This is a genomic window from Rhodococcus sp. Ni2 (genome assembly GCF_021352185.1).
In the GTDB taxonomy this organism is placed as follows: Bacteria; Actinomycetota; Actinomycetes; order Mycobacteriales; family Mycobacteriaceae; genus Rhodococcus_F; species Rhodococcus_F qingshengii.
On the sequence record NZ_WOXZ01000001.1, the window covers coordinates 1,386,899 to 1,408,840 of the forward strand.

The window sequence follows — 21,942 nt, forward strand, 5'->3', positions numbered from 1 at the left end:
TGCTCGCCTACCTAGATGAATGCGCTCAACACGAGCACTCCGGCCAGGCCCGATACCGAGATGATGCATTCCATCACGGTCCAGGTCTTGAGGTTCTGTACCACGCTGACGCCCAGATACTCCTTCACCAACCAGAATCCGGCGTCGTTGACGTGCGAGAGGAAGAGCGAGCCCGCACCGATCGCCAAGACCATCAGCGAGACATGTGCGGACGAGAGGTCTGCCGCAACCGGAGCGAGGATGCCCGACGCCGTCACCGTTGCCACCGTTGCCGAACCTGTTGCGACGCGGATCAATACCGCTACCAGCCAGGCCAGGAACAGCACGGGGAGGCTGCTGCCCTTGATCGCGTCGGCGATCACTCCGGCGATACCGGTGTCGATCAGGACCTGCTTGAAACCGCCACCGGCGCCGACGATCAACAAGATGCCTGCGATGGGAGGTAGGGAACTCTCGAGTGACTTCGAGATGGCCTTGCGGTCCATTCCGCCGCCGCGACCCAGCAGCACCATACCGACCAGAACCGCGAGACCCAAAGCCACAACGGGTGTTCCGAGGAAGTCGAGGACGGACTTGGGGAGTGCCTCGGAATCGGGTGCGATCACGTCTGCAAATGCTTTGCCCAGCATGAGAACAACCGGGAGGAGGATCGCTGCGAGAGTAGCCGCGAACGAGGGACGCTGCTTCTTCTCTTCCTCGCCTCGATCTTCGCCTGTGACAAAAAGATCCGGGACCTTCACGTCGACCCACCGCGCGGCGTACTTACTGAAGACCGGTCCGGCGAGAACAACAGTGGGGATCGCGACGAGGACACCGAGTGCGAGGGTGAGGCCGAGGTTTGCGTTCAAAGCCGAGACTGCAACCAGCGGCCCGGGGTGCGGGGGAACCAACCCGTGCATGGCCGAGAGGCCGGCGAGGGTGGGGATCGCGATGCGCATCAGGGACAAGCCGGAACGCCGCGCGACGAGGATGATGACCGGCATCAACAGGACGAGACCGATTTCGAAGAACATCGGCAGACCGATCACTGCGCCGACCAGAGCCATGGTCCACGGAAGCGCCTTGGTGCTGGAACGGCCGACCAGCGTGTCGACCACTCGGTCGGCACCGCCGGAATCGGCGAGGAGTTTGCCGAACATCGCGCCGAAACCGATCAGGATTCCAACGCTTCCCATTGTCGACCCGAAGCCTGTCGCGAATGCCGCGACCGACTCGGCCGATCCGAGGCCGGCCGCCAGACCGACGCCCACCGCGCCGATGGACAGCGCGAGGAAGGGATGCAGGTCCAGCCAGGTGATCAACGCGATGATGACCGCGACGCCGGCGACTGCAGCGATGATCAATCGTGCGTCGCTACCAGCGGGGACGACCTCGGCCGCCAGCAATGCTGTGGTGTTCATAGGGACTCCCAGTCCGATGAGTGATTGAGGTCACTGTTCCTTAATTAACCTACAATTTCAAGAGCAGACACTAATTTGTAGTATTTATTCGGCTTCCACCGGGCTTACTCCATACGCATGGGACGATCTACGTATGCCTTCTGTCCCGTTTCAGCAGTTACACGACTCGATGCTGGAACAGCTCGGCCAAGACATAGTCGGTGGTGTGCTCGCTCCGGGAACCACGATCTCCGCCGACGAGGTGGCAACGCGATACGACGTGTCGCGAACCGTCATCCGCGAAGTTGTCCGCGTTCTCGAATCCCTCGGACTCGCCTCGGTTCGTCGACGCGTCGGAATCACCATCCTGGGCTCCGAACACTGGAACTCGCTCGACCCCAACGTCATCCGCTGGCAACTGGCCGGTCCTGATCGGTTCGAGCAACTTTCGATCCTCAGTGAACTCCGTTCCGGCATCGAACCTCTGGCTGCGCGACTCGCCGCAACTCGCGCCACACCTGAGCAGTGCGGCGCTCTCACTGCAGCCGTCATCGGCATGTCAGCTACCTCTCGCGCTGCCGATACCGGCGCCTATCTCGGCCATGACTCCGACTTCCACCGCACCCTGCTCGCCGCCTCCGGTAACCCGATGCTGCGGGCGATGTCGCAGATCGTCGTCGAGATACTCGAAGGCCGCACCCGCCACTCGTTGATGCCCCACGAGGCCGACCCCGAAGCGATTCACCTGCACGGAGTGGTCGCATCTGCTATTCAGGCCGGGGACGCCGACGCCGCGGAAGCCGCCATGCGCTCGATCGTCGCGGAATCCGCAGAAGCGGTCGAAACAATGCGCGAAAGCCCCGAACCGCCGCCTCATCTGTAAGTCGAGCCACAGACTCGGCGGAATTGGCCCGCAACTGCTCCGCAAGTGGAACGCTTGGCGCCATGACAGCACTCGCTACCCAGAACAGCGCACTCTGATGGCCCGCCCGGTACGCGTCGTCGTCCTCGGTGCCGGATCGTGGGGAACCACGGTGGCCGGCCTCGCTGCCCGCAACACCCCGACCCTGTTGTGGGCACGCAATTCCGAAGCAGCCGACGAGATCAATTCGCAACGGACCAACTCCAAATACCTTGGTGAGCGCAAACTTCCCAAGGGGCTCAAGGCAACCTCGGATCTGGTCGAAGCCGCCCGAGAAGCGGACGTACTCGTGTGCGGGGTGCCATCGCACGCCGTTCGCTCCACCCTCGCCGAGATCGCCAACGAGGTTCGGGCGTGGGTCCCGGTGTTGTCACTGTCCAAGGGCCTCGAGCCCGGCACCCGGCAGCGTCCCACCGAAGTGATCGCCGAGTGCCTGCCCGGCCATCCCGTCGGATTGCTCGCGGGCCCCAACATCGCCAAGGAGATCGTCGACGGCATGGCCGCGGCATCGGTCGTGGCGACCCAGGACGATCGCGTCGCCGCCGCGCTGCAACCCCTGTTCGCGTCGTCGGTCTTCCGCGTCTACCGCAACACCGACGTGCTCGGCTGCGAACTCGGCGGCATCCTCAAGAACATCGTTGCCATCGCCTCGGGCATGGCCGACGGTCTGGGAGTCGGTGACAACACTCGTGCGATGGTGCTCGCACGTGGTCTCGCCGAGATGACCCGACTCGGTGAAGCAATGGGCGCCAACCCACGCACCTTTGCCGGCTTGACGGGCGTCGGCGATCTGATTGCCACCTGCATGGCTCCGACTTCTCGGAACCGTCGCGTCGGCGAAGCTCTGGCGCAGGGATTGACCGTCGAGGAGGCGGTCGCCAAGCTCGGTCAGGTCGCCGAGGGCGTCAAGACCGCCCCCACTGTCATGGATCTGGCCCGTGAATACGGCGTCGACATGCCGATTGCCGCGGAGGTCGAGGCCGTCATCGGTGGTCGCCAAAGTGCCAGCGACGCATATCGCGGACTTCAGAAGGTTGCCCCGGGCGGCGAGCACGAAGTGGCGTGAGGAAGATCTACAGGTATCTAGCGATTTGGCTAGATACCTGTAGATCGCCCGAGATCACGGAATTGGAGCGTCGACGAAGATGTCGATCGCCAACGGTGACTGACCGCCGTACTGCGAGAAATCCGAGATCCCCGCCTCGCGCAAGATCTCGACGTCGAGCACTGTACGACCGGTATCCGTGCCGGCGGGACGCCCGAGAATCTCGACAGCCGCATCGGCCATGATCTCGGGTGAACGCGAGTGCTCGATACTGTCGTCTCCCCCGAGCAGGTTTCCGACAGCGGCCGTGGCGATCATGGTCTCCGGCCACAGGCAATTACTCGAAATCGGTGCACCTGAATACTCTGCGGCGATGCCCAAGGCAGCCAATGTCATTCCGTATTTGGCCAGCATGTAGCCCGGATAAGCACCCAACCAGTGCGGCGAAAAGTTGAGCGGTGGCGACAGCGTCAATACGTGCGCGTTAGCCGAAACCCGAAGGTACGGAAGGCACGCGCGGGTGAGCGCGAAGGTGCCACGGACGTTGACCTGCTGCATCAGATCGAATCGCTTCATCGCGAGATCTTCGGTTTTCGAGATGTCGAGGACGCTCGCGTTGTTGACCACGATGTCGATGCCACCGAAGTGCTCCACCGCTGCAGCCACGGCCCGCGCGATGTCGTCGTCGTTCCTCACGTCGCCGACGACCGGAACGGCATGACCCTCGAGATCGTTCAACTCGTCCACAGCCGTGTGGATAGTTCCGGGCAGCCTGGGATCCGGCGTATCGGTCTTGGCGAGCAACACGATGTTTCCGCCGCGGCGCGCTATCGCACGGGCGATGGCAAGTCCGATGCCACGGCTTCCCCCGGACATGATCGCGGTTCTTCCGCGGAAGTTCTTGTCGTCCAAAACGAATCCTTGTCATCGTCGACGGTCTTCGTCGCTGCGGGTGTGGCCGCGTGAAGTCCCCACACGACCACTCGTCGACTTCCACGATATGAGCGCCTTCATGCGATGACTACGTCCGCGGAGCATCAACAATCGTTGGTCCGTTGTCCTGACGGGACAAAGGCTCAATCCGGTCAGCCACCCACCGGGCGCAGAATCCACCATCCGCCGAGCACGAGCACCGCGACGTTCACGAGCAGGAACAACCCGACCCAGACGATCGCGGGTATCGGTGAGAGCCTGGCCAATTGGTCGGCGTCCGAGTCCGGTGCCCCGCCTCGTCGCATTCGCTGCCGTTGAAGTTCCACGACCGGGCGTGGTCCGGCAAAGAGGAGAAAGAGCGTCAGGAAGTACGCTGCGGCCACTTGCTGCTCCTGGGTCCCCCACCAGACGAGTCCGAACAACACGGCTCCCACCACGGCAAGTGAGAAGACTCCGTAGAGGTTTCGGATCAGGACCATCATCACCGCGATGACGAATACGCCGATCCACAGCACCGAGACCGCGCGCTGCGCGCCCAACAACCCGGCCGCGCCGAGTCCGAGAATCGACGGTCCGACGTACCCCGCGAACGTCATCAGAATGACGCCGAAGCCGGTCGGTTTGCCCGACGAAATCGCGACACCCGACGTATCCGAATGCAGGCGAAGACCTTTCAACCGTCGACCGACCAGGACGGCGACGATCAGATGAGCGCCCTCGTGTGCGATGGTGACGACGTTGCGGGCGATCCGCCACAGGTGTGGTTCGAGAACGATGATCACGGCGATCAACGCGGCCAGTTGAACCACCCAGGCCGGCGGATTGGGACTGAGCGCCGCCACCCGATCCCACGCGGTTTCGAGCGCGTTCACTCCGCTTGTCCGCGCAGGTATCGGCCGAAGTGCGGGACCGTGAATCCGATGGATCCACGTTCTGCCGAATAGATCAGCCCCTTCTTGATCAGTCCATCGCGTGCCGGCGACAGGGAAGCCGGTTTGCGCCCCAACTCGACGGCGATCTTCGCGGTTGCGACGGGCCCGTCGTCACCGGCGAGATCGGCCATGGCGCGCATGTACTCACGCTCCGCGGGCGTTGCTCGCTCGTACCGCGATCCGAAGAAACCGACAGCGAGTTCTTCCTCAGCCGTCGGCGCGCCGACGCGCACGTCTTCTGCCGTGATCGGACTCGACGCCGCCACATCCCACGTGGCCTTTCCGTAGGCCTGAACGAAGTACGGGTACCCGTCAGCCGCTTCGTACAGAGCGTCGAGCGCGGATTCGGTGAACTCGACGTCCTCACGCTCGGCAGGTGCGATCAGTGCCTGATCTGCAGCTTCACGCTCGAGGCGGTCGATCCGGTGGTAGCTGAACAGGCGCTCCGAGTAGCTTTTCGACGCCGACAGCACAGCAGGTAGATGTGGAAGCCCCGCACCGACGACGATCAGCGGTGCCGCGTCCTGACTCAACTCGTGGCAGGCCCCGCAGATCGCCGAGACATCCGCGGCACCGAGGTCCTGCATCTCGTCGATGAAGATTGCGATCCCGACGCCGACATCCCTGGCCAGCGCCGACGCGTCGAGCAGCAACTCGACCAGGTCGATCTCGATGTCGCCGCTGTCCGCGCGACCTTTGATCGCAGGTGCGTCGATGCCTGGTTGCCAGCGCTCGCGCATTCCCTTGTCTGCAGTGGCGCGTAGGGCAAACGATTTGAGGACTCCGAGGAACTGCTCGACCCGCTCCGGATCGCGATGGGAGACCGCGATCTCTCGGACTGCCATGTGCAGCGCCGACGAGAGTGGGCGTCGTAAATCCTGATCGGGGCGCGCCTCGATCTTGCCTGTCCCCCAGCTTCGGGAGATCGCGGCCGAACGCAACTGATTGAGCAGGACGGTCTTGCCGACGCCACGCAATCCGGTGAGGACAACACTTCGTTCCGGGCGGCCACGCGCAATTCGCTCGAGAACGACGTCGAAGGCGTCGATCTGCTTGTCGCGCCCGGCGAGTTCCGGCGGGCGTTGACCGGCACCGGGGGCATACGGATTGCGCACGGGGTCCATGCCCATCGACGGTACAAGCCGAGTAGACGAATATCCCGCTCTCTAGCGCGTGTCCTAGAGAGAACTAGGAACCGCAATATCGGCTCGAACCTTGTCGAACCGGGCTCCGGCGTCGTCGTCTAACCGTCCAGGGTTGACGCTCGGGCGAAGTCCCCGGCCACGTGGGCTCCAATTGCTCCGGACAGAATGATCGCCGGATGCGTCGCGGCCAGATAGAGCCCCGACACGCCTTCGGCGAAGCCCAGCAGCGGGCGGCCACCACGCGGGATGGGACGGTCAGCGACTACCGCCTCGATCAGTTCCACTTGGTCACCGTCCTCGAGCTGACTGCGGATCGCGCGCAGCGTCGGCCCCGCAAGCTCACGAGCATCTCCGGAGAACCCGACCGGAACATCTTCAGCCGCAATCAGTGTCGTGTCGTCCAATTGCCGGATCTCGAAATCCGGAGAGGAGAGTATTCCGTTCACCAATGGGTAGGGCGTCGAGAATCTGATGAGGCAACACGGGGAGGCGTCGACCTCGACGTCCACTCCCGCCGACGCTGCGAGTCCAGGAATCGCGGTACCCGCAGCGAGCACGGTGGCCGATCCGTAGACGGGACCGTCGGCAGTCATTACTCCGCACACTCTCATGCCCTCCGCGAGCACCCCGAGCGCACTGACATCGGAATACACTGTGGCACCGTACTCTTCGGCACCTCGCAGGAGCGATCGAGCGAACGCAACCGGGTCAACGCCACCGTCATCAGGCGCGTACGCTGCGACCGAGGGGGCCGTCCGCAATCCCGGCTCACGAGCAAGGATTTCCTCTTTACCGATGAGGTCGACGGGATGGCCGAGTGCTCGATGAGCATCTACGAACGCTCGAGTCTCCGCTTCCGTCTCTTCCCAGGTGATCGCGCCTCTGCGGCGCAAACCGATTGGCTCGACGAGTTCGCGCTCCAGGCGGTCGATTTCGACTGCAGCGCCTTGCCGGAACGGATCTGAGTAAGTTTCTGCGGCACTCTTCGAGAGGCCGACCCAGGCAAAGGAGTTGCCGGTCACCCCTCCCGCCACCGAGCCGTGCTCCAGCACGGTGACTCGGAGACCAACGCGCGCCAGGTGATACGCGATCGACGCGCCGACGACGCCGGCACCAATCACCAGGATCGGACTGTCGTTTCGACCATTCGGATGCGCCACCAGTGGACCATATCTGCGAGCCGCAACGTGGATCCACTCAATTTGGATGCAAGGACGTCGGCGGTTAGCGAAGGACTAGGCTTGTTCCCGCTCGGCTGCGAGGGAGACGGCCTGTTCGAAGGTATGGACGAGCACTGCACGTCGAGCGACCTTGTGATCCTCGTCCGGTTCGAGTTCGTCAATGTAGCCATCCCACACGCGCAGATATCGATCGCGCCAGTCGATCAGCACTTGCGTCGATGGAAACGTCACACCGACTCGTTTCGTCTGGGCAATATCGGTGAGGATCTCGAGCCACGCCGGCACCATCTCCCCGCCCCATTCATCCGGCTCCAGACTCGAATCGTCTTCGAACTCGGCAGTGATGTCGTCCACGATTCGACCGGTCAGGGCCCCCAACCCATCCGCGACGGTGTCACTGTCAAAATTTCCCGGACCCCAGACTCCCACAAGCCCTCCCATATCGATTGCGGATAAATTCAGGTCGACAGTCGCGTTGCCGTCGCAGCAGGCCGTGAGCGTGCTCGCAGTCGCAGGTCGGCAATTGCAAATTGGAGAATCTGCCGCCCGCTCAGTCAGAGCTTGCGGTCATTGGCGCCCGCCCAAATCGGACTGTCGACTATCTTCCGAAACTTCGGCGACCCACCGATTGCTGAAATTTTGAGCATCAACCAGTTCCAGATTCTCACAGCCACCTCCGCGTCGTATCTCACCGTCAACACTAACCGACCGGCGGGACTCTTTTGGCTACCGGTACACCACTATGCGTCGACCAGTTAGATCAAGTGTGAACTCGAACTGGCGCAACAGATCGCCGGGAACTGCAGGAGCGCTTGGGTCTTTCCCAGAACCGTCTGGCCCTTTGTGCGTGACGGCGATTGGTTCTGGGTGCATCGATCCGGTCGGAAGCACTGCGATGTTTGTCGGCACACGGAATTGCGCTCGGTGGAGATCGAGGATCCGTATCCACGGGTGTCGCAGGCAATTCCTGAAGATTCGCAGGGGAAATAGCTGCGCATCGCCACCCCCAACAGCGATTCCGTCGATTGTGTAACAACCACACGAAGAACAGCCATCGATGTCCGAAAGGAAGACTGATCCGGCGAGACCGCGAGGTAGTGTCACATCTGCCCAGCAAAACTCGCCACGATCTCGAGAAGACGGTCGGCCTCGCCAACTGCCACTTCTGACGTTACGACGTTGCTGGGCAGGTGTTTACGGAAAAGGGTTTCGCACGCGGGGTACCGATCGCTGATGGGACTGATCACCCCTTCTCCGAAAGATGTTGGTAACGAATCGAACCCCGAGCATAGAGGTGCAACGATTGGGCGAGTTGATTCAACGCCCCGGTGTGCGATCTATCTGTTTGCGCCAATCATTTTCGGCAAAGGCTTAATTCGCCGAACGGGGCCGGGTACTGCAATAGCTGGTCGAGTATTCGATCACGCGTCTTACGCTAAGGAAGGACCGAGAACATGACTGAAGTAATTTCGTGGATTGTCCAGAATCCGATTGGTGCCGTCGTCGCGCTTGTTGCCGACATCATAATATTGACGATGTCGTCTGTCGCGGGATACTCGTAGCCGAATCCGCCCGTCCTTCACGGTATTCCCAAGTCGGGGAACTACATTCGAAACACAGAGGGCCGCAACCGCAGCGTACTGTCGGCGCTCGTCACTGACCTTTCGTGGCCTCATATGCCCAACTGCGCTGGGTCCGTACTGACGTCCCTCGTGTCGAGTGTCGCACCACCAGTTTCAATCAGTCACGCCATCACTACTCAGGAGGAATCACAATGGGTTCGATCAACGCATTCAACGAATGGGTCAACCAAGCTACGTATGCGGGCGACCCGTTTGCCACCGCCATAGCGATCGTCCAGTTCTTCGCGGTGAGTCTCGTCAACCTGTTCACCGGCGGCCCCATTCTTTAAAGGAGTCCACTCGGTCTCACTTCTGCTCGGCGTCCATCGCAGCCTGTTCTTCGGCTGTACTGCTCCTCGCGAAAGGTGGCCGGGACATCGCTGACGAGCATGATGCGCAGTTCGGCCTCGCGGATGGTCAGTGAACGCAGTTTTGGACGGTCGATCAGGACGAGTCGACATCGGAGCGAATGAACACCGAAGTGCCCAAGCATGTTCGACGCTTGGGCACTGTCGGGCTTGTTACCCGGCAGTCGGGGTGGGCTCGGGGTTTTCCTGGATGTATCGCAGATTGCGAACCCGTACGCTATCGCAATGGACTTGATGGTCTGGATCGTCACGACGCCATTTCTTGCAGCAGCACTGGCGGGCGTGATGCGACGAACGCTGGGGACGAGAGTCGGATGGCCGCGAACCCTTGCGGTCGCGGTGATAGCACTCTCGGTGGGGGTTCCACTGTCGGGATACGTCGCAACACTTGCAGGAATTGCCAGCCAGGACGATCAACTTCTGGTGAGCGTAGGAACAGCGCTCATATTCTTCGGAGTTGTCGCGCTCTGGGTGTTCGCAGCATGCCTGGCCGCATTGGTTTTCCTCGAAGTTGTCCTTCCAACAGGGTCCATCCCCGGACCGCCAGAAGCATTGCAGCGCAGCCGCAAATCGTGGCGACGAACCAAGCGATACGTCCAGATCATGGGCATCGTCGTGCGAGCGGGAGGCGGGCCCGCTCTCCGTGCTGGGCCATCAGCGCCTCAGTTCGGGGACGCGCTGGTGGAAGTAATCAACCGGTGCGGTGTCACTTTCGTCAAGCTGGGACAGATCCTCGGCACGCGAGACGACCTCATACCACCCCAGTTGGCTCGCACTCTCTCGTCTCTGCAAAGTTCGGCACGACCGGCTGATCCAGTCCGCATTGCGGAGCTACTGGCATCGGAACTCGGCGACGCACCAGAGTCGGTGTTCGCATGGTTCGATGTGGAGCCGTTCGCCGCCGCCTCTGTCGCACAGGTACATTCCGCGCGCACCGTTGAAGGCGTCGACGTTGTGGTGAAGGTTCAACGCCCCGAGGCGAGCGCACAAGTGAGCGTGGATTGCGATATCTTCCTTCGCGTGTCATCCCGCGCGGAGACCCGTTTTCCCTGGGCACGCGATATCGGCGTTCACCGACTCGCCGGGGGCCTCGTCACGTCACTGCTCGAGGAACTCGACTACCGCACCGAAGCAGCGAATACCGGCGCGATTGCTTCCACCATGTCGAACCGCCCGGATATCGTCGTTCCGCACATCTACCCCAACCTCAGTAGCGGACGGGTGCTCGTGATGGAACGTCTTCACGGCACACCGCTCTCCGACGGTGAGTCGGCGCTCACCGGCCTCGACCGCGACACCCGCAGCAGCATCGCCAACGAACTTCTTGCGTCGTTGCTCGACGGGATCTTTGTCCACGGCGTGTTTCACGCGGACCTGCACCCCGGCAACATCATGATCCTCGATGACGGCCGGGTCGGGCTCCTCGACTTCGGCGCAGTAGGGGTTCTGGACGGCGAGACACGGATCTTGTTCGCCGTGCTCCTCAACGCTGCCCTCGCAGGTGATCCGGTGGCGACAGTCGACGCGATGCTGATGGCATTCGACGTACCGCCCGAAGTTGATCGCGGAGCACTACGTCACCAGGTGGGCCGAGAGATCACCCTGCTCAGTGTCCAACCCAATATTTCCATGGCATCGTTCGCGCGAATGTTCACCGTGCTTCGAGAACACCGAATCGGAGTGCCGGGAGACGTCGCCGCCGCTTTCCGTTCGCTCGCGTCTTTGGAGCGCGCCCTGCGGCTCCTGGATCCGCAGATCGACCTCGTCGCTGCTGTACGGGCCGAAGTACCCCGACTGTTGACCCATGTCGCCAGCCCGACTGCAGCCGCGCAGGCAATCCTGTCGACGACGGCGGTCACAACCGCGGTGGTCAGGCGCCTGCCTGGTCAGCTCGATCAGATCGCGACCTCGATCGCGTCGGGAAGCTTCACACTTCGCACTCGCTCGGTCGCACACCCCGACGACAGGCGATGGCTACGACGGTCGGCGAACAACGCCCTGGGTATGGCGGCGGGGGTGACCGCGCTGATTGTCGCGGCGATCCTTCTGTTCGTACCTGGCGGACCACAACTCACACCTCAGCTGTCGGGCTATGCACTCGTGAGTGCGGTACTGGGCTTCGTCGGCGTCGTTCTGTGCATGCGGACCGTGTTCCGTTTGTTCACACTCGACAACCGGTAACCAGTAACTGATGTTCATCGCTTGATCTCGATGTCGTCGAAGTCGAGCGCCAGGAGCGTCGGCCGCGAGGGAACGCGGCCGCCTGGGCCTCTCGGGAGCACACGTCGTCGAGTGGGAAAGGTGAGACCGTCGAACTCGCGATGCTGGTCGCAGTAGAGAGCAGCTTTCGCCCAGCTGCCTACCGGTTCGGCGACGAAGTCGTGACGGCGGATGAGGCCACCGTTGTCGACATAGAAGGTCTGCTGCCGGCAATGGGTGTCGATTTCTGGCGCAAATGTTGCTTGTAGTCGTCGCCATTGCTGCCCGGATTCCTGCCAAGGTTCGGCTTCGGTGACAGTGATGTCGTCGCGGGCGAGCAGCAGCGGTGCGTTCAGATAGTTCCAAAAGGCGTAGCCGGCAAAGTAAGCGGTGTCGAGCGCGTCCCAGTGGAGGTTGCGCCGGACTCCACTCAACCCGAAAAACTCTGGACGTGGGTCGGTTCGCCTCCCGAGTTCTTCGCCGTCACGAGTTTCGATCCGCACGACGCCCTTGTCGAACACAGCGCACTCGCCGACACGCGGAAAGTCTTGGAGGACAGTGCGTTGCTCGGCGACTTCAACCTCGACCGTGAACTTCGCCAGCTTGTTGCCGGGGAAGCGCTGAGGCAGCAGACCGCCCAAACGTCCCCGTGCCGTGATCGCTGAAACAGACTGCCAACGTTCGACTCCGCCATGTGCGGTGAGGACTTCATCGAGTAGTTCGGTCATATGTCGACGCTCTCCGTCCCCTGACGGAACTGTGGAAATCAGCGATCAGACGGACGCGTAGTTGTAGTTGCGTTCCTCCCGCGGTACCACTGCCACCCCGCGGTGATGATGACAGCGCCGGCAAGGGACCCGAGGATGCCGCTCGGGCGCAATGATAATCCGTCGCCTGCAATCAAACTCACGAGCAATCCGCCGACCAGCGAACCACCGATTCCCGCGATGAACGCGAAGGTCCAGTCCACTCGTGCGGTCGTTTTCCCCAGAATCAGCTGGGCTCCCGCTCCGATGACGATCCCGAACAGGAGTATTCCGATGATGAGCATGAGCTGAGACCCTTTCGTGGAGTGACGACGCAAGGCGCGAACGACTTACTCTGCGCCATCTTTCCGGTATGTCTCTTATGTCGTGGTGAAATCCGTGTGAAAGGTTGTCGCCACCCACTCCACACTGCTAGGACGACGCCAGTGTCGTCGCCCAGCGGTAGTCCGCCTTACCGGCCGGGGTCCTCTTGACTTCATCGACCAGCACGATCGTGCGCGGCACCTTGTAACCGGCCAACGTCTTACGGCAATGTTCCTGAACCGCTTCGAGAGTCAGCTCGTCGGACTCGGGATAGGTCGCGATCACCGCGGCAACCTGCTGCCCCATGCGCGCGTCGGGTGCGGGGACGACAAGCGCGTCGGAGATCGCCGGATGCGCGTGAAGGGCAGCCTCGACCTCTTCGGCGAAAACCTTCTCGCCGCCGGTGTTAATGCACTGTGAGCCGCGGCCCAGGAAGACAATCGTGCCGTCCGCTTCAACCTTGCCCATGTCGCCGAGCACCGAAAGACGGGTGCCGTCAGCGCGGGTCGGGAACGTGCGGGCGGTCTTCTCTTCGTCCTTGTAGTACCCGAGCGGGACGTTTCCGATACGCGCGATGTAGCCCACGTCGTCGGAGCCGGCGGGGATCTCTTCGAGCCGCTCGTCGACCAGGATCATGTTCGGCGAGGGCGGCATTCGCAGATTCCCCGCCTCGTCGATGGAGAAGGCGCCGTCGTTACCGGACTCCGAGGCTCCGAAGTTGTCGCGCAACAGCAGGTCCGGCTTCACCGCCAGCATGCGATCCCGAACGCTGGTGGACCAGATCGCACCACCCGAGGTGATCGAGAACAGGGTGCTGAAATCGACCTCGTCTTTGCGTCGTTCCATCTCGTCGACCAACGGCAGTCCCATGCCGTCACCGACGATCAAGATCACCTGTACCGAATCCTTCTCGATCGCTTCGACGACCTTCTCCGCAACGAATTCTCGTCGTAGTACCACGCGCGCGCCGAGGGTGAGGAACGTGAACAGCGAATACAACGCTGCGCCGTGCATGAGGGGGGCGGCAATGAGGAACGAGAGTTCCGGAAATTCCTTTGCAGCGCTGGCTATCTCGGCGAGGTCCTGTCGAGCTTCCTCGCCGTACGGATTTCCGCCGGAGAGCGGCTTACGGAAGAAGTCGTCGTGACGCCACATGACACCCTTCGGGTATCCGGTCGTCCCGCCGGTGTAGAGGAGGTACACGTCGTCGCCCGAACGAGAATCGAACTCCCCTACCGGTGACATCTCGCGAGCGTCGTCGAAGGAAATCACCGACACTTCATGGACTTTCGCGGCAGCGACCAGTTCGGCCTCGACCTCGCCGATCACGATCACCGTCTTCACCTTCGGGCATGCACCGAAAAGGGAAGCAAGGACACGCTGATGCTCGGGGAGTTCCACGACCACTGCGACCGAGTCGGAGTTGGTGAAGATGTACTCGAGCTCGGCGGGCGTGTACCGGTAGTTCACGTTGATCGGGACCGCACGGATCTTGATCAACCCGAGGATCGACGTGACATGTTCGACGCTGTTCTTCAGGAACAGGGCTACATGATCGCCGCGCGAGATGCCGGCTTGCGCGAGCAGGTTGGCCGTTCGATTGGCTTCCGCGTCCAGCTCAGCGTAGGAGAAGTTCTCTCCCTCGTAAGTCAAGGCGACGCGATCAGGCACCGAGCTGGCGACGGTTTCGAATACATCAGCGAGGTTGAACTGCATCGTCTTCCCTTTCAGAGTCTGCGCCGCGATACCGAGGCATACAACCCTGAATCTAGAACACGTTCCATGTCACCCGAGGCAAAACGGAGCGATTAGCTGACCATTACCTGGACCTGACCTTGATCGGCGCAGCGACGGCCGAGCCCGTACCGCCCGACACCCATTCGGCGAGCAAGGTCTGCCACGACCCACAATGGCAGCGCAGGTAGGTGACCGTCCCCTCGCTGGTCCGATGCCGAGATTCGATCTCCCAGCGGTGGATGCAACTTATCGGCGCGAAATCTGTTTTCTTCATACGACGAGCATGATGTAATGGCATTGTGCATCTCAACCCTTACGGCGAATATGCGGTGACGCTGGCCGCCGACCTGGCCAATCGAAATCCCGAGACCTTGGCCGAACTCGTCGAACGCTGCGTCGATGCAGGCATCATTCTCGATTTCCCCATCGCCGAGAAGGACCTCGACGAGACCCTCGACCTTCTGATCGAGTGGTCGAAAATCGTCGACGTCACGGAGGAGGCAGCCCGCGCCGAGTTGGTGAACGTCATGCTCGAGCAAGCGTCGGCGTATCCGCGCATGACCAACCACGCCAACGACGGGTGGCATCTGCACTACCGCGATCCGCAACAGTCGCTCGCCGAGGTCCTCAAGGCCCTCTTCTCGGTAGGCACGGCGCTGCACCTCGTCGGCCGCGGAATGCACAGATTAGGTCGGTGCACCCTGGACGAGTGCACCAACATCTATGCGGACACCTCACGCAACGGCAATCAGCGGTACTGCTCCCCCACGTGTGCGAATCGCGACGCGGTGCGGCGTCATCGTGCACGCAAGTGAGCTGCACCTACTACGACGTCGGACCCACTACCTCGAAATCCGAGCCACCTTGGTACTCGAACTGAAAGCTACCGCCGCTGCTTCCCGAGCTGATCCGATTCCATGCGTCGATCAAGTCCTGGACCGTGTTGTATCCCAGGTCCTCCAAAGAACCTGAGAGACTTCCAGTTCCGGCGCCCTCGAACCAGCCGCCGACCACAACGGCCTGCGGAATCGCGATAGTGGGGTTGGTCGGATCGAGCAGTCGAACGCACGCTCCCGCAACGGCGTACACCCCGGCCGGCAGATTGCCGACGGTCCGCGTGATCGTCTGCCCAGGCGAAACGGCAAACAGATCGAGGATGTTGCTGACGGTCGGATACACCAACACGCCGGGCTGGAGCAGCTTTGCCGGATCGCGGATCACGTCGGGGACATCCCTGGCGTTGAGGATCGCCACTGTGCAGTTGATGAAGCTGAAACAAGAAAGTGCGCAACAACTTTCGGCTAGTGGCCCTCAAACCCTGCCCGATCTGCGGAAGCTATGCGTTACGCCGCGCGGCGCTGAGGTCGAATCTTGGCCACTTTTGTGGCGACTATGCGCAAATCTATGCGCAGACGGCTGCGCAGCGCTCACGGGCAAGTCAGAACTGTGCGCACCAATCTGAGCATGGACCGAACTGGACGGTTGCTTGTCACAGCCGGATCGATCGGGCACGATCACCTCAACCCGAGATAAAGGATTGGCCATGACCCGCACCGCAAAGATGGCAGTACTGATCATGGGGACGGCGCTCGCCGGCGCGGCAGTTGGATGCAGCAAACAGCCTGAGCCCGCTGTCCCAGATTCGGTGATGGAAGCAATTCATTCCATCGCGGCCTCGGGCAATTCAGACACCCTCGGGAATGGGGACCGTGATTCCGTCATGACTTCGGACACATCCCGAAGCAACCGATATGAGGCAGGCTTGAAAGCTGCAGGCATGGATCCTGAAGCTCGAAACTCTTACTTCAGGTCGCTTGCAAAGAGGGTGTGCGCAAACATGTACGAGGCATACCCGAGTGGCAGCGAAGGGCGTGAAGCTGCAATTAAGGTGGAACTCGATTCCCTCGAAGAGTCGGGCTTCGACCTGCAGCAATCGATTCAGATCGTCGGAGGCGCACTAGGGGCCTTCTGCCCCCATAGCGCGCCGATCAAACCTGCCTGACATTCCCCCGCCACTCTCTCAACGGAAGGCGCACCATGAATTTCACGCTTAGGGTCGTCGCCGCTGTAGTCGTTCTTGGGATCGGGTTTAAGTTCGCGCCGATCCTCGCCGTACTCCTCGGCTGCGGACTTGCAGTGTGGGCGGCGTTCGTTTTAGCGCTACGCAAGTGGGAGCGCGATGGAATTCGCCGCCAAGCCATTTATGCTGCTGCGAATCGCGCCGAGATTGAGGACGCGCAATTCAGGGCCGACGACGAGCGCGGCATCTACGGGCAGTACCCACCCGAGCGCCTCACTTCCTAGTCCCGACTTTCTGGTGTTGAGACTTCTCGGAGATCTCTCACTCAACCCTTGACCTTGAACCCTTTTGTGTGTATAGTTTGAGTTGTAAGGCACAAGGTCTTACAACAACTCAAAAGGGTGATGCACTTGGATTGGTTTGATAAGTCGGACTTCCAATGGCTGAGTTCAGTAGCCATTGCCGTGATTCTCACCTACAGGTCAGAGATTCGGAAACGAATCAACGCCTACAGGTACCGAGGGAAACGAAGGAAGTCCAGCGAGTAGCTAGAGAGTGCGGGGACCGGAAAGCCAGTAACTATCCGGTACCCGCACCCTCCAAGTATCACCCACGGACAGAAAGGTCAGCAATGAAGCGATTCATCACCCCCGCGACAGGACTCATGGCCGCAACCGGGGCGTACGGCGTTTACCTCACCGCGACATCGTGGGATCCCGCTAAAGCTGGAATCATGTGGGCCGTGTGGCTCGCAGCAGGTGTCGTGATCATTCGACACGAGGAACGGAAGAGGCGGGCAGTCGACAAGTGATCGTTTACCTCAGTCGTGGCGACATTGCAGAACGGCTGCATTTGAGCCTCGAGACGATCAAGTCGTATCAACGTCGCGGATACCTACCCGAGCCGGACGCTCGGGTAGGCCGCAACATGGGCTGGCTTCCCGAGACGATCGACAAGTGGATGGAGACTCGACCCGGCCAAGGAACACGCACTGACCTGCAGGACTAACGTCCTCCAACTTTAGTAGGAACTTTACCTGACCTTTAGTTGAACTCTGTACCAAGCGTCCAGGTGTCTGATTTGATTGGGTAATGAATCCGCTACTGGACAGTTGGATCTGCAATGACGGTTATTAACGCACGTCATCGATTCAACGCAACTCCTTGTCACGGTAAACTCACCGAAGTGAGCAACCACAGTGATCGACCAGCCATCCCCAAGGGTGTCCCGCGGGAACTGGCTGACGACGTTCTGGGTCTGCCCGTGGAGATCCTCCGATGGGTGAGCTTGGTTGGCCCAAGGCTGACGGAAATGACCGAACAGGAACAGGCTGACGCCCTCATTGCCATGGCGGAAGTCGCCGAAGGCGGAGGGAAACGCGTCAACATCTTCCTCGGCAACAAGAACATCAACGTCGAACACGCCAAAGTTGTGAACATCAAACACGCCTAGATAGACCACAACTCCCCCACCCACAGCGGGGCGGGGGAATCGTAGTCACTCCGATGCGACCTCGGGCACGGGTGTCGCCTGCGCCATACGGCACCCAACGCCGACGCGCATCACCTTGTCCGCGTCGAACCCTTCGATAGCTAGCCAATCGTCGTCCGGGTTGTACCAGGCTTTGAACGTCAGGTCCGGTCGCGACGGGATCAGGAATTCAGCTTTGTTGTTGTCGAGGCTCATAGGTCTCGCAACCTCCATTCATCGAGCGGGATGGACAGGTATGTGCCGTGCCAGCCGGGCACGAGGTCGCCGCGCGAGAAGGCGTAGAGACTCATGCCGCCGTACTTGTCGTTGGGGCCGGTTGCGAACTCACGGGCAGGGTCAGGGGCGGTCAGAACCGCGTGGCTGACGGTCTCACCGTTCTTGTAGAGCGTGTAGCCGTCACCTGCCGCGTGCAGATACCAGTCCGCGTTCTCGGTGTTCGCGTGCAAGACTTCCGCCATCATCTTCCCGCCGATAAACGCTGGATTCGACGTGTTGCGAGGGTAGGCGGCATTAAATCCGCGGATCTCGATCTTGTTCTGGTAAATCATCGCCGCGACACCGACAGTGAGGTCCGCGTTTCCTCGGAGCCAGATCATCGAGTTGTATGGCTTGTTGCGGATCTCGTTGATGATGTCGTAATTCGGCCACGTCTTCGTTCGGGTGCCGACGCTCTGCGATTTCGTGTTTGTCGGTAGCGCCCACACTGCCGTTGTGTAGTTTTCGCGTGAGTCGAATTTGCCGTAGTCGACGCGGCGAGATTCGACCGCGTTGTCCCACAGTGTGATTCCGATTCCTGTGACACCCCAGTTCGGGCCGATGGTGTTGGAGTTCGGTCGGTCGAACGTGTCGACATAGCGTGCCGGGGACAGCGCGGACTTCTGCCCGAGTGCGGCCCAGGGGATATCGAGGCTCGCGGTGTCGAGCGTTCCGGCCGGAATGTTGGCGGAGATCGCATTACCCGTCATCGAGAGACGAGAGGGATTCACGCCGGCTCGTGCTGCGATCACCGAGGTGGTCTTGCGGAACAGGGGTCGAACCGTGCCACCTGATTGCATGATGCATACCGCGAACCATTCACCCGGCTCTGCCTGCACGTCGTCGAACTCCCAGGTCACATCCGAGCTGATTGCCGGAAGGGCCGGAGTAGACAAGCCGCCGCCCCAGGAGCCATCGACAATCGTCAGCGCGCCATTCGGCACTCCGTTCGTCGTGTCCATCCGAAATAGCCAGAGATAGAACGACGCTGGGTTAGCGGGCCGCGGTCCGAGTGCCAGCGTGATCGTGTTGTAGATCCGCTTACGGGTCGACTTGATGAACACGAACTCGTACCGGCCAGCGGGTGGCGTGTAAATAGGGTCCGCCCACACAAACGACGTGGTTGCCTCGTCGATGAAGTGCCGGTGTGAACCGCCGCCCTCTGTGCTGGTGAACCCTTGGATGCGCCACGGAACCCGCTCCAAGTCGCTCCGAGGGAACGACACATCTTCGAGCGGATTCAGGGACTGCCAGCCTGGGGTGTCCTTCGGGACATCCTCATGCTTCGCGCGGGTGCCGATGTCAGGGACCAGAGCGGCGATGTTCTTGTCGAGAATCTTCCCAGTTTCTTCTGCGGCAGCAGCCACCGCGGCAGCCTCCTGCGCCTCCTGCATCGCCGCCTCGGCCTGCTCCTCCGTGAGAACGATCCGGCCCTGCTGATCGGTGAGTTGAGACTGTTGCGCCTCTGCCGCGCCGCCCTTGCCTGGCTGCCACAGTCCGTAGAACCAGTCGCGAACGCCGGACACGATCTCGTTTAGCGGCGTCACGATCAGCCCACGGAAAACTTCTCCGATCTGATTGACCGTGCGGTTCACTTTCTTGACGAAGTCCTCTACCCAATCACCGATCGCCGAAAGTCCGCCGCCGACAACGCCAGTGATCGCTTGCGCGATGTCCTTGATGACTTTGTCGACCTTCTCGACCAGGAATCCGATCGACGGTATGAAATCCGCGATCATGTCCAGCAGACTTCGGTCGATCCCGAGGATGTGCTTCCACCGCTCCAACTCATCCGACGGCAGATCCCGCCCCTGCAGCTCGATCAGCTTCTTCGTGTAATCCTCGGGAGTCGCCTCATCAGCCATGCTGTGTCCTAAATGCGTTGGGTGTCCACGTAACCAACTAGCGGCTCGGGAATGTCGATGGCAGGCGCGTCATCGCGCCGCTGCCCAATGAGGAGGTGAATCAACGTCACCGCTGAAGCAATCACGACATCCTTCGCTCGGATGATCGCTTCCTTCACTGTCACAACCTCTTCCAGGCGTGCCACCTTTTCGGTGAGCCTGGTGATGTCGTCACGCATTGGCGTCAGCAGAACTTCGAAGTCCTTGCGCTGCTGTTCCGCAAATGCCTCAAAAGCCTTGCGCTGGTTGTCAGCGGCCGTCGTTGTTTCATTGGTGTCGTTCGTGTCTCGCGTAGACAGGTAGTTCATCCGAACCCCGTAGCCGCCGCCGATCAAGCCGACCGCGGAACCGGCAAAACCCACGAGATGAGACCAAGTCAGTGAGTCCAAAGGAACTCCTTCCATAAGGCGCGGCAACCCTCGCGGGTTGCCGCGCCGCACTCACTACTCGGAGGCAGGCTCAGAGACCAAGGACGCAGTTCCTCGACCAAAACCGCCAGACGCGATGGAAGTCAGCACAGACATCAACGCAGCCAGGCCAGATACCGACGCAACGCCCTGCCAATCCACGTCCAACCAGCCGAGCTGGCCGATCCCAAGAGTCGCCAAGGCCGACTGCGCCGCAGTCTTAGTCGCACGCTCTGCAATGTCCAACAGGTAAGTCTTCATCAGTTGTCTCCTACGATTTGAATTGCGCCCGACGGATGCCAGACGAGAGATCCACGCTCGAAGTCCTGCCGGCGGCCACCGTCGAAGTCGTATTCATCCGAGGTGGGCCAGCCGAGCTTGGTGGGCTTGTCGTCGATTCCGCGGACGCCGCCCTCTTCGACCCATCGGCGGCCGATCACGCCATGGCAGACGAAACCCTTTGTGCCATATCGTCGGGCGATCGTTCCGCCCTGGAATGACTGCAGGTCGCCCTCGGCTTCGTAGACGACGTGGAATCGCTGTGGGTAGCCGAGGAACTCGATCTCCCATCCGCGCGCAGCCCACACTTCGTAGACGAGCTTCGGGACCGGGACAGCTCCGGTGTCGGGATGCCAGTAGATGGAACCGTTTTCGAAGTCCGCGTAGCGTCCGACGCCGTCCTTGCATTTACGTTCTCCGTCGTGGAGGCGCTTGCCGAGCCAGTCGGAAAAGAACCGAACACGGTCGATCTGGTTCTCGATCACCGGAACGTCTGGCTTCACACCGTTCAGTTCCGCGATCATGTTGTCGACATCAGCGCGGAACTTGCCCATGTCCATTCCACCCGGATCCCACTTGCCTTGGATCGCAGCCCATTCCTTGTGGCCGATCGTGCGGGTCGACGGGTGTCCGAGTCTGCGGAGGACCGCTGCGACGATGCGCACGTACGCCCAGTACTGTGCGCTCGACCAGCCCTCGGTTCCCGAGTTCTCGGCCTCGACGCCGATCGTCACCTGGTTTGCGGCGTTCGTTGCGATGCCAGGCCACGAGCCGACGCCCGCATGCCAGGCGATGCCTACACCGCATACGGTTGCGTGGCCGCTGCGGGACAGGTGGATCTGCGACGCCAACCCGAGCGACGGGTGGTTCGCGATCGCGCCCGGCCCTGGGTTGCTGCCAACTGGCGCTCCGGTGTGGTGTGCGATGACACCCCAGATGGCGCCGAAGTCGCCCTTACCTCGATTGAGTGCGCCCGGAAACACCGAGACGCTTACTCCTGCATCACGAATGACTTGTTCAAGCCAAACGGGATCACCTTTCCATGCCATAGAA

At 61.2% G+C, this 21,942-nt stretch carries 25 protein-coding genes; 10 read left to right on the top strand and 15 right to left on the bottom strand.

The window, feature by feature from the left end:
- Positions 1–11: 11 nt before the first annotated feature.
- Positions 12–1,400: a GntP family permease gene (locus GN300_RS06670; protein ID WP_003939838.1), complete on the bottom strand. Its 1,389-nt coding sequence runs from the start codon at positions 1,398–1,400 to the stop codon at positions 12–14.
- 133 nt (positions 1,401–1,533) lie between these two features.
- On the opposite strand from GN300_RS06670, the gene GN300_RS06675 reads away from it, so the two are divergent.
- A complete protein-coding gene (locus tag GN300_RS06675; RefSeq protein ID WP_030536531.1) occupies positions 1,534–2,262 on the top strand; it encodes a FadR/GntR family transcriptional regulator in 729 nt (242 codons plus the stop codon).
- A gap of 97 nt (positions 2,263–2,359) precedes the next feature.
- Positions 2,360–3,367 carry an NAD(P)H-dependent glycerol-3-phosphate dehydrogenase gene (locus GN300_RS06680; RefSeq protein WP_003940093.1) on the top strand — a complete coding sequence of 336 codons (1,008 nt, stop codon included), beginning with the start codon at positions 2,360–2,362 and terminating at the stop codon, positions 3,365–3,367.
- 54 nt (positions 3,368–3,421) lie between these two features.
- Here the strand turns inward: GN300_RS06680 and GN300_RS06685 are convergent, their stop codons facing one another.
- The 5 genes from GN300_RS06685 to GN300_RS06705 form a co-directional block, all read right to left on the bottom strand.
- A complete protein-coding gene (locus GN300_RS06685; RefSeq protein WP_063315719.1) occupies positions 3,422–4,258 on the bottom strand; it encodes an NAD(P)-dependent oxidoreductase in 837 nt (278 codons plus the stop codon).
- A gap of 173 nt (positions 4,259–4,431) precedes the next feature.
- Positions 4,432–5,151 carry a M50 family metallopeptidase gene (locus tag GN300_RS06690; protein ID WP_003940327.1) on the bottom strand — a complete coding sequence of 240 codons (720 nt, stop codon included), beginning with the start codon at positions 5,149–5,151 and terminating at the stop codon, positions 4,432–4,434.
- The gene (locus GN300_RS06695; RefSeq protein ID WP_063315718.1) at positions 5,148–6,335 is read right to left on the bottom strand and encodes an ATP-binding protein; all 1,188 of its coding nucleotides are present in this window, start codon (positions 6,333–6,335) and stop codon (positions 5,148–5,150) included. Before GN300_RS06695 ends, GN300_RS06690 begins: the two co-directional genes overlap by 4 nt.
- A gap of 119 nt (positions 6,336–6,454) precedes the next feature.
- Positions 6,455–7,516 (bottom strand): FAD-binding oxidoreductase, encoded by a 1,062-nt coding sequence (locus GN300_RS06700; RefSeq protein ID WP_058037949.1) that lies wholly within the window; start codon positions 7,514–7,516, stop codon positions 6,455–6,457.
- Positions 7,517–7,591: 75 nt separating this feature from the next.
- Complete coding sequence (locus GN300_RS06705; protein WP_228232262.1) at positions 7,592–7,891, bottom strand: DUF4259 domain-containing protein; 300 nt, start codon at positions 7,889–7,891, stop codon at positions 7,592–7,594.
- A gap of 1,420 nt (positions 7,892–9,311) precedes the next feature.
- Between GN300_RS06705 and GN300_RS06710 the strand changes: the two genes are divergently transcribed.
- Both GN300_RS06710 and GN300_RS06715 read left to right on the top strand, forming a co-directional pair.
- The gene (locus GN300_RS06710; protein WP_021345701.1) at positions 9,312–9,449 is read left to right on the top strand and encodes a hypothetical protein; all 138 of its coding nucleotides are present in this window, start codon (positions 9,312–9,314) and stop codon (positions 9,447–9,449) included.
- A 303-nt stretch (positions 9,450–9,752) separates the two neighbouring features.
- Entirely contained in the window at positions 9,753–11,708 is a 1,956-nt protein-coding gene (locus tag GN300_RS06715; protein WP_231915050.1) for an AarF/ABC1/UbiB kinase family protein, read from the top strand.
- A gap of 14 nt (positions 11,709–11,722) precedes the next feature.
- Here the strand turns inward: GN300_RS06715 and GN300_RS06720 are convergent, their stop codons facing one another.
- The 3 genes from GN300_RS06720 to GN300_RS06730 all read right to left on the bottom strand — a co-directional run bounded on the left by GN300_RS06720 (position 11,723) and on the right by GN300_RS06730 (position 14,512).
- Complete coding sequence (locus tag GN300_RS06720) at positions 11,723–12,454, bottom strand: hypothetical protein (protein ID WP_063315716.1); 732 nt, start codon at positions 12,452–12,454, stop codon at positions 11,723–11,725.
- A 38-nt stretch (positions 12,455–12,492) separates the two neighbouring features.
- A complete protein-coding gene (locus GN300_RS06725) occupies positions 12,493–12,777 on the bottom strand; it encodes a hypothetical protein (protein WP_003939785.1) in 285 nt (94 codons plus the stop codon).
- A 127-nt stretch (positions 12,778–12,904) separates the two neighbouring features.
- Entirely contained in the window at positions 12,905–14,512 is a 1,608-nt protein-coding gene (locus tag GN300_RS06730; RefSeq protein ID WP_063315715.1) for an AMP-binding protein, read from the bottom strand.
- A 320-nt stretch (positions 14,513–14,832) separates the two neighbouring features.
- Between GN300_RS06730 and GN300_RS06735 the strand changes: the two genes are divergently transcribed.
- Entirely contained in the window at positions 14,833–15,348 is a 516-nt protein-coding gene (locus tag GN300_RS06735) for a CGNR zinc finger domain-containing protein (RefSeq protein WP_003940315.1), read from the top strand.
- Between the two features lie 10 nt (positions 15,349–15,358).
- On the opposite strand, the gene GN300_RS06740 is transcribed toward GN300_RS06735, so the two are convergent.
- On the bottom strand, positions 15,359–15,787 hold the full coding sequence (locus tag GN300_RS06740) for a hypothetical protein (protein WP_233405581.1): 429 nt from the start codon (positions 15,785–15,787) through the stop codon (positions 15,359–15,361).
- A gap of 289 nt (positions 15,788–16,076) precedes the next feature.
- Between GN300_RS06740 and GN300_RS06745 the strand changes: the two genes are divergently transcribed.
- The 5 genes from GN300_RS06745 (at position 16,077) to GN300_RS06765 (ending at position 18,005) form a co-directional block, all read left to right on the top strand.
- Positions 16,077–16,535 (top strand): hypothetical protein, encoded by a 459-nt coding sequence (locus GN300_RS06745; protein ID WP_156511729.1) that lies wholly within the window; start codon positions 16,077–16,079, stop codon positions 16,533–16,535.
- 35 nt (positions 16,536–16,570) lie between these two features.
- Complete coding sequence (locus tag GN300_RS06750) at positions 16,571–16,837, top strand: hypothetical protein (RefSeq protein ID WP_063315713.1); 267 nt, start codon at positions 16,571–16,573, stop codon at positions 16,835–16,837.
- Between the two features lie 347 nt (positions 16,838–17,184).
- The gene (locus tag GN300_RS06755) at positions 17,185–17,364 is read left to right on the top strand and encodes a hypothetical protein (protein ID WP_063315712.1); all 180 of its coding nucleotides are present in this window, start codon (positions 17,185–17,187) and stop codon (positions 17,362–17,364) included.
- Entirely contained in the window at positions 17,361–17,561 is a 201-nt protein-coding gene (locus tag GN300_RS06760) for an AlpA family transcriptional regulator (RefSeq protein WP_063315711.1), read from the top strand. The genes GN300_RS06755 and GN300_RS06760 overlap by 4 nt, the downstream gene beginning before the upstream one ends.
- A gap of 177 nt (positions 17,562–17,738) precedes the next feature.
- A complete protein-coding gene (locus GN300_RS06765; RefSeq protein ID WP_063315710.1) occupies positions 17,739–18,005 on the top strand; it encodes a hypothetical protein in 267 nt (88 codons plus the stop codon).
- A 45-nt stretch (positions 18,006–18,050) separates the two neighbouring features.
- Here the strand turns inward: GN300_RS06765 and GN300_RS06770 are convergent, their stop codons facing one another.
- From GN300_RS06770 to GN300_RS06790, 5 genes are read right to left on the bottom strand one after another with little or no spacing between them, the layout of a single operon-like run.
- Entirely contained in the window at positions 18,051–18,239 is a 189-nt protein-coding gene (locus GN300_RS06770) for a hypothetical protein (protein ID WP_063315709.1), read from the bottom strand.
- Positions 18,236–20,164: a hypothetical protein gene (locus tag GN300_RS06775; RefSeq protein ID WP_063315708.1), complete on the bottom strand. Its 1,929-nt coding sequence runs from the start codon at positions 20,162–20,164 to the stop codon at positions 18,236–18,238. The genes GN300_RS06770 and GN300_RS06775 overlap by 4 nt, the downstream gene beginning before the upstream one ends.
- 8 nt (positions 20,165–20,172) lie before the next feature.
- A complete protein-coding gene (locus tag GN300_RS06780) occupies positions 20,173–20,592 on the bottom strand; it encodes a hypothetical protein (RefSeq protein ID WP_156511728.1) in 420 nt (139 codons plus the stop codon).
- A gap of 54 nt (positions 20,593–20,646) precedes the next feature.
- Positions 20,647–20,871, bottom strand: coding sequence for a holin (locus GN300_RS06785; RefSeq protein ID WP_063315706.1), 225 nt, complete (start codon positions 20,869–20,871; stop codon positions 20,647–20,649).
- Positions 20,871–21,872 carry an N-acetylmuramoyl-L-alanine amidase gene (locus GN300_RS06790; protein WP_233405582.1) on the bottom strand — a complete coding sequence of 334 codons (1,002 nt, stop codon included), beginning with the start codon at positions 21,870–21,872 and terminating at the stop codon, positions 20,871–20,873. Before GN300_RS06790 ends, GN300_RS06785 begins: the two co-directional genes overlap by 1 nt.
- Positions 21,873–21,942 lie beyond the last annotated feature (70 nt).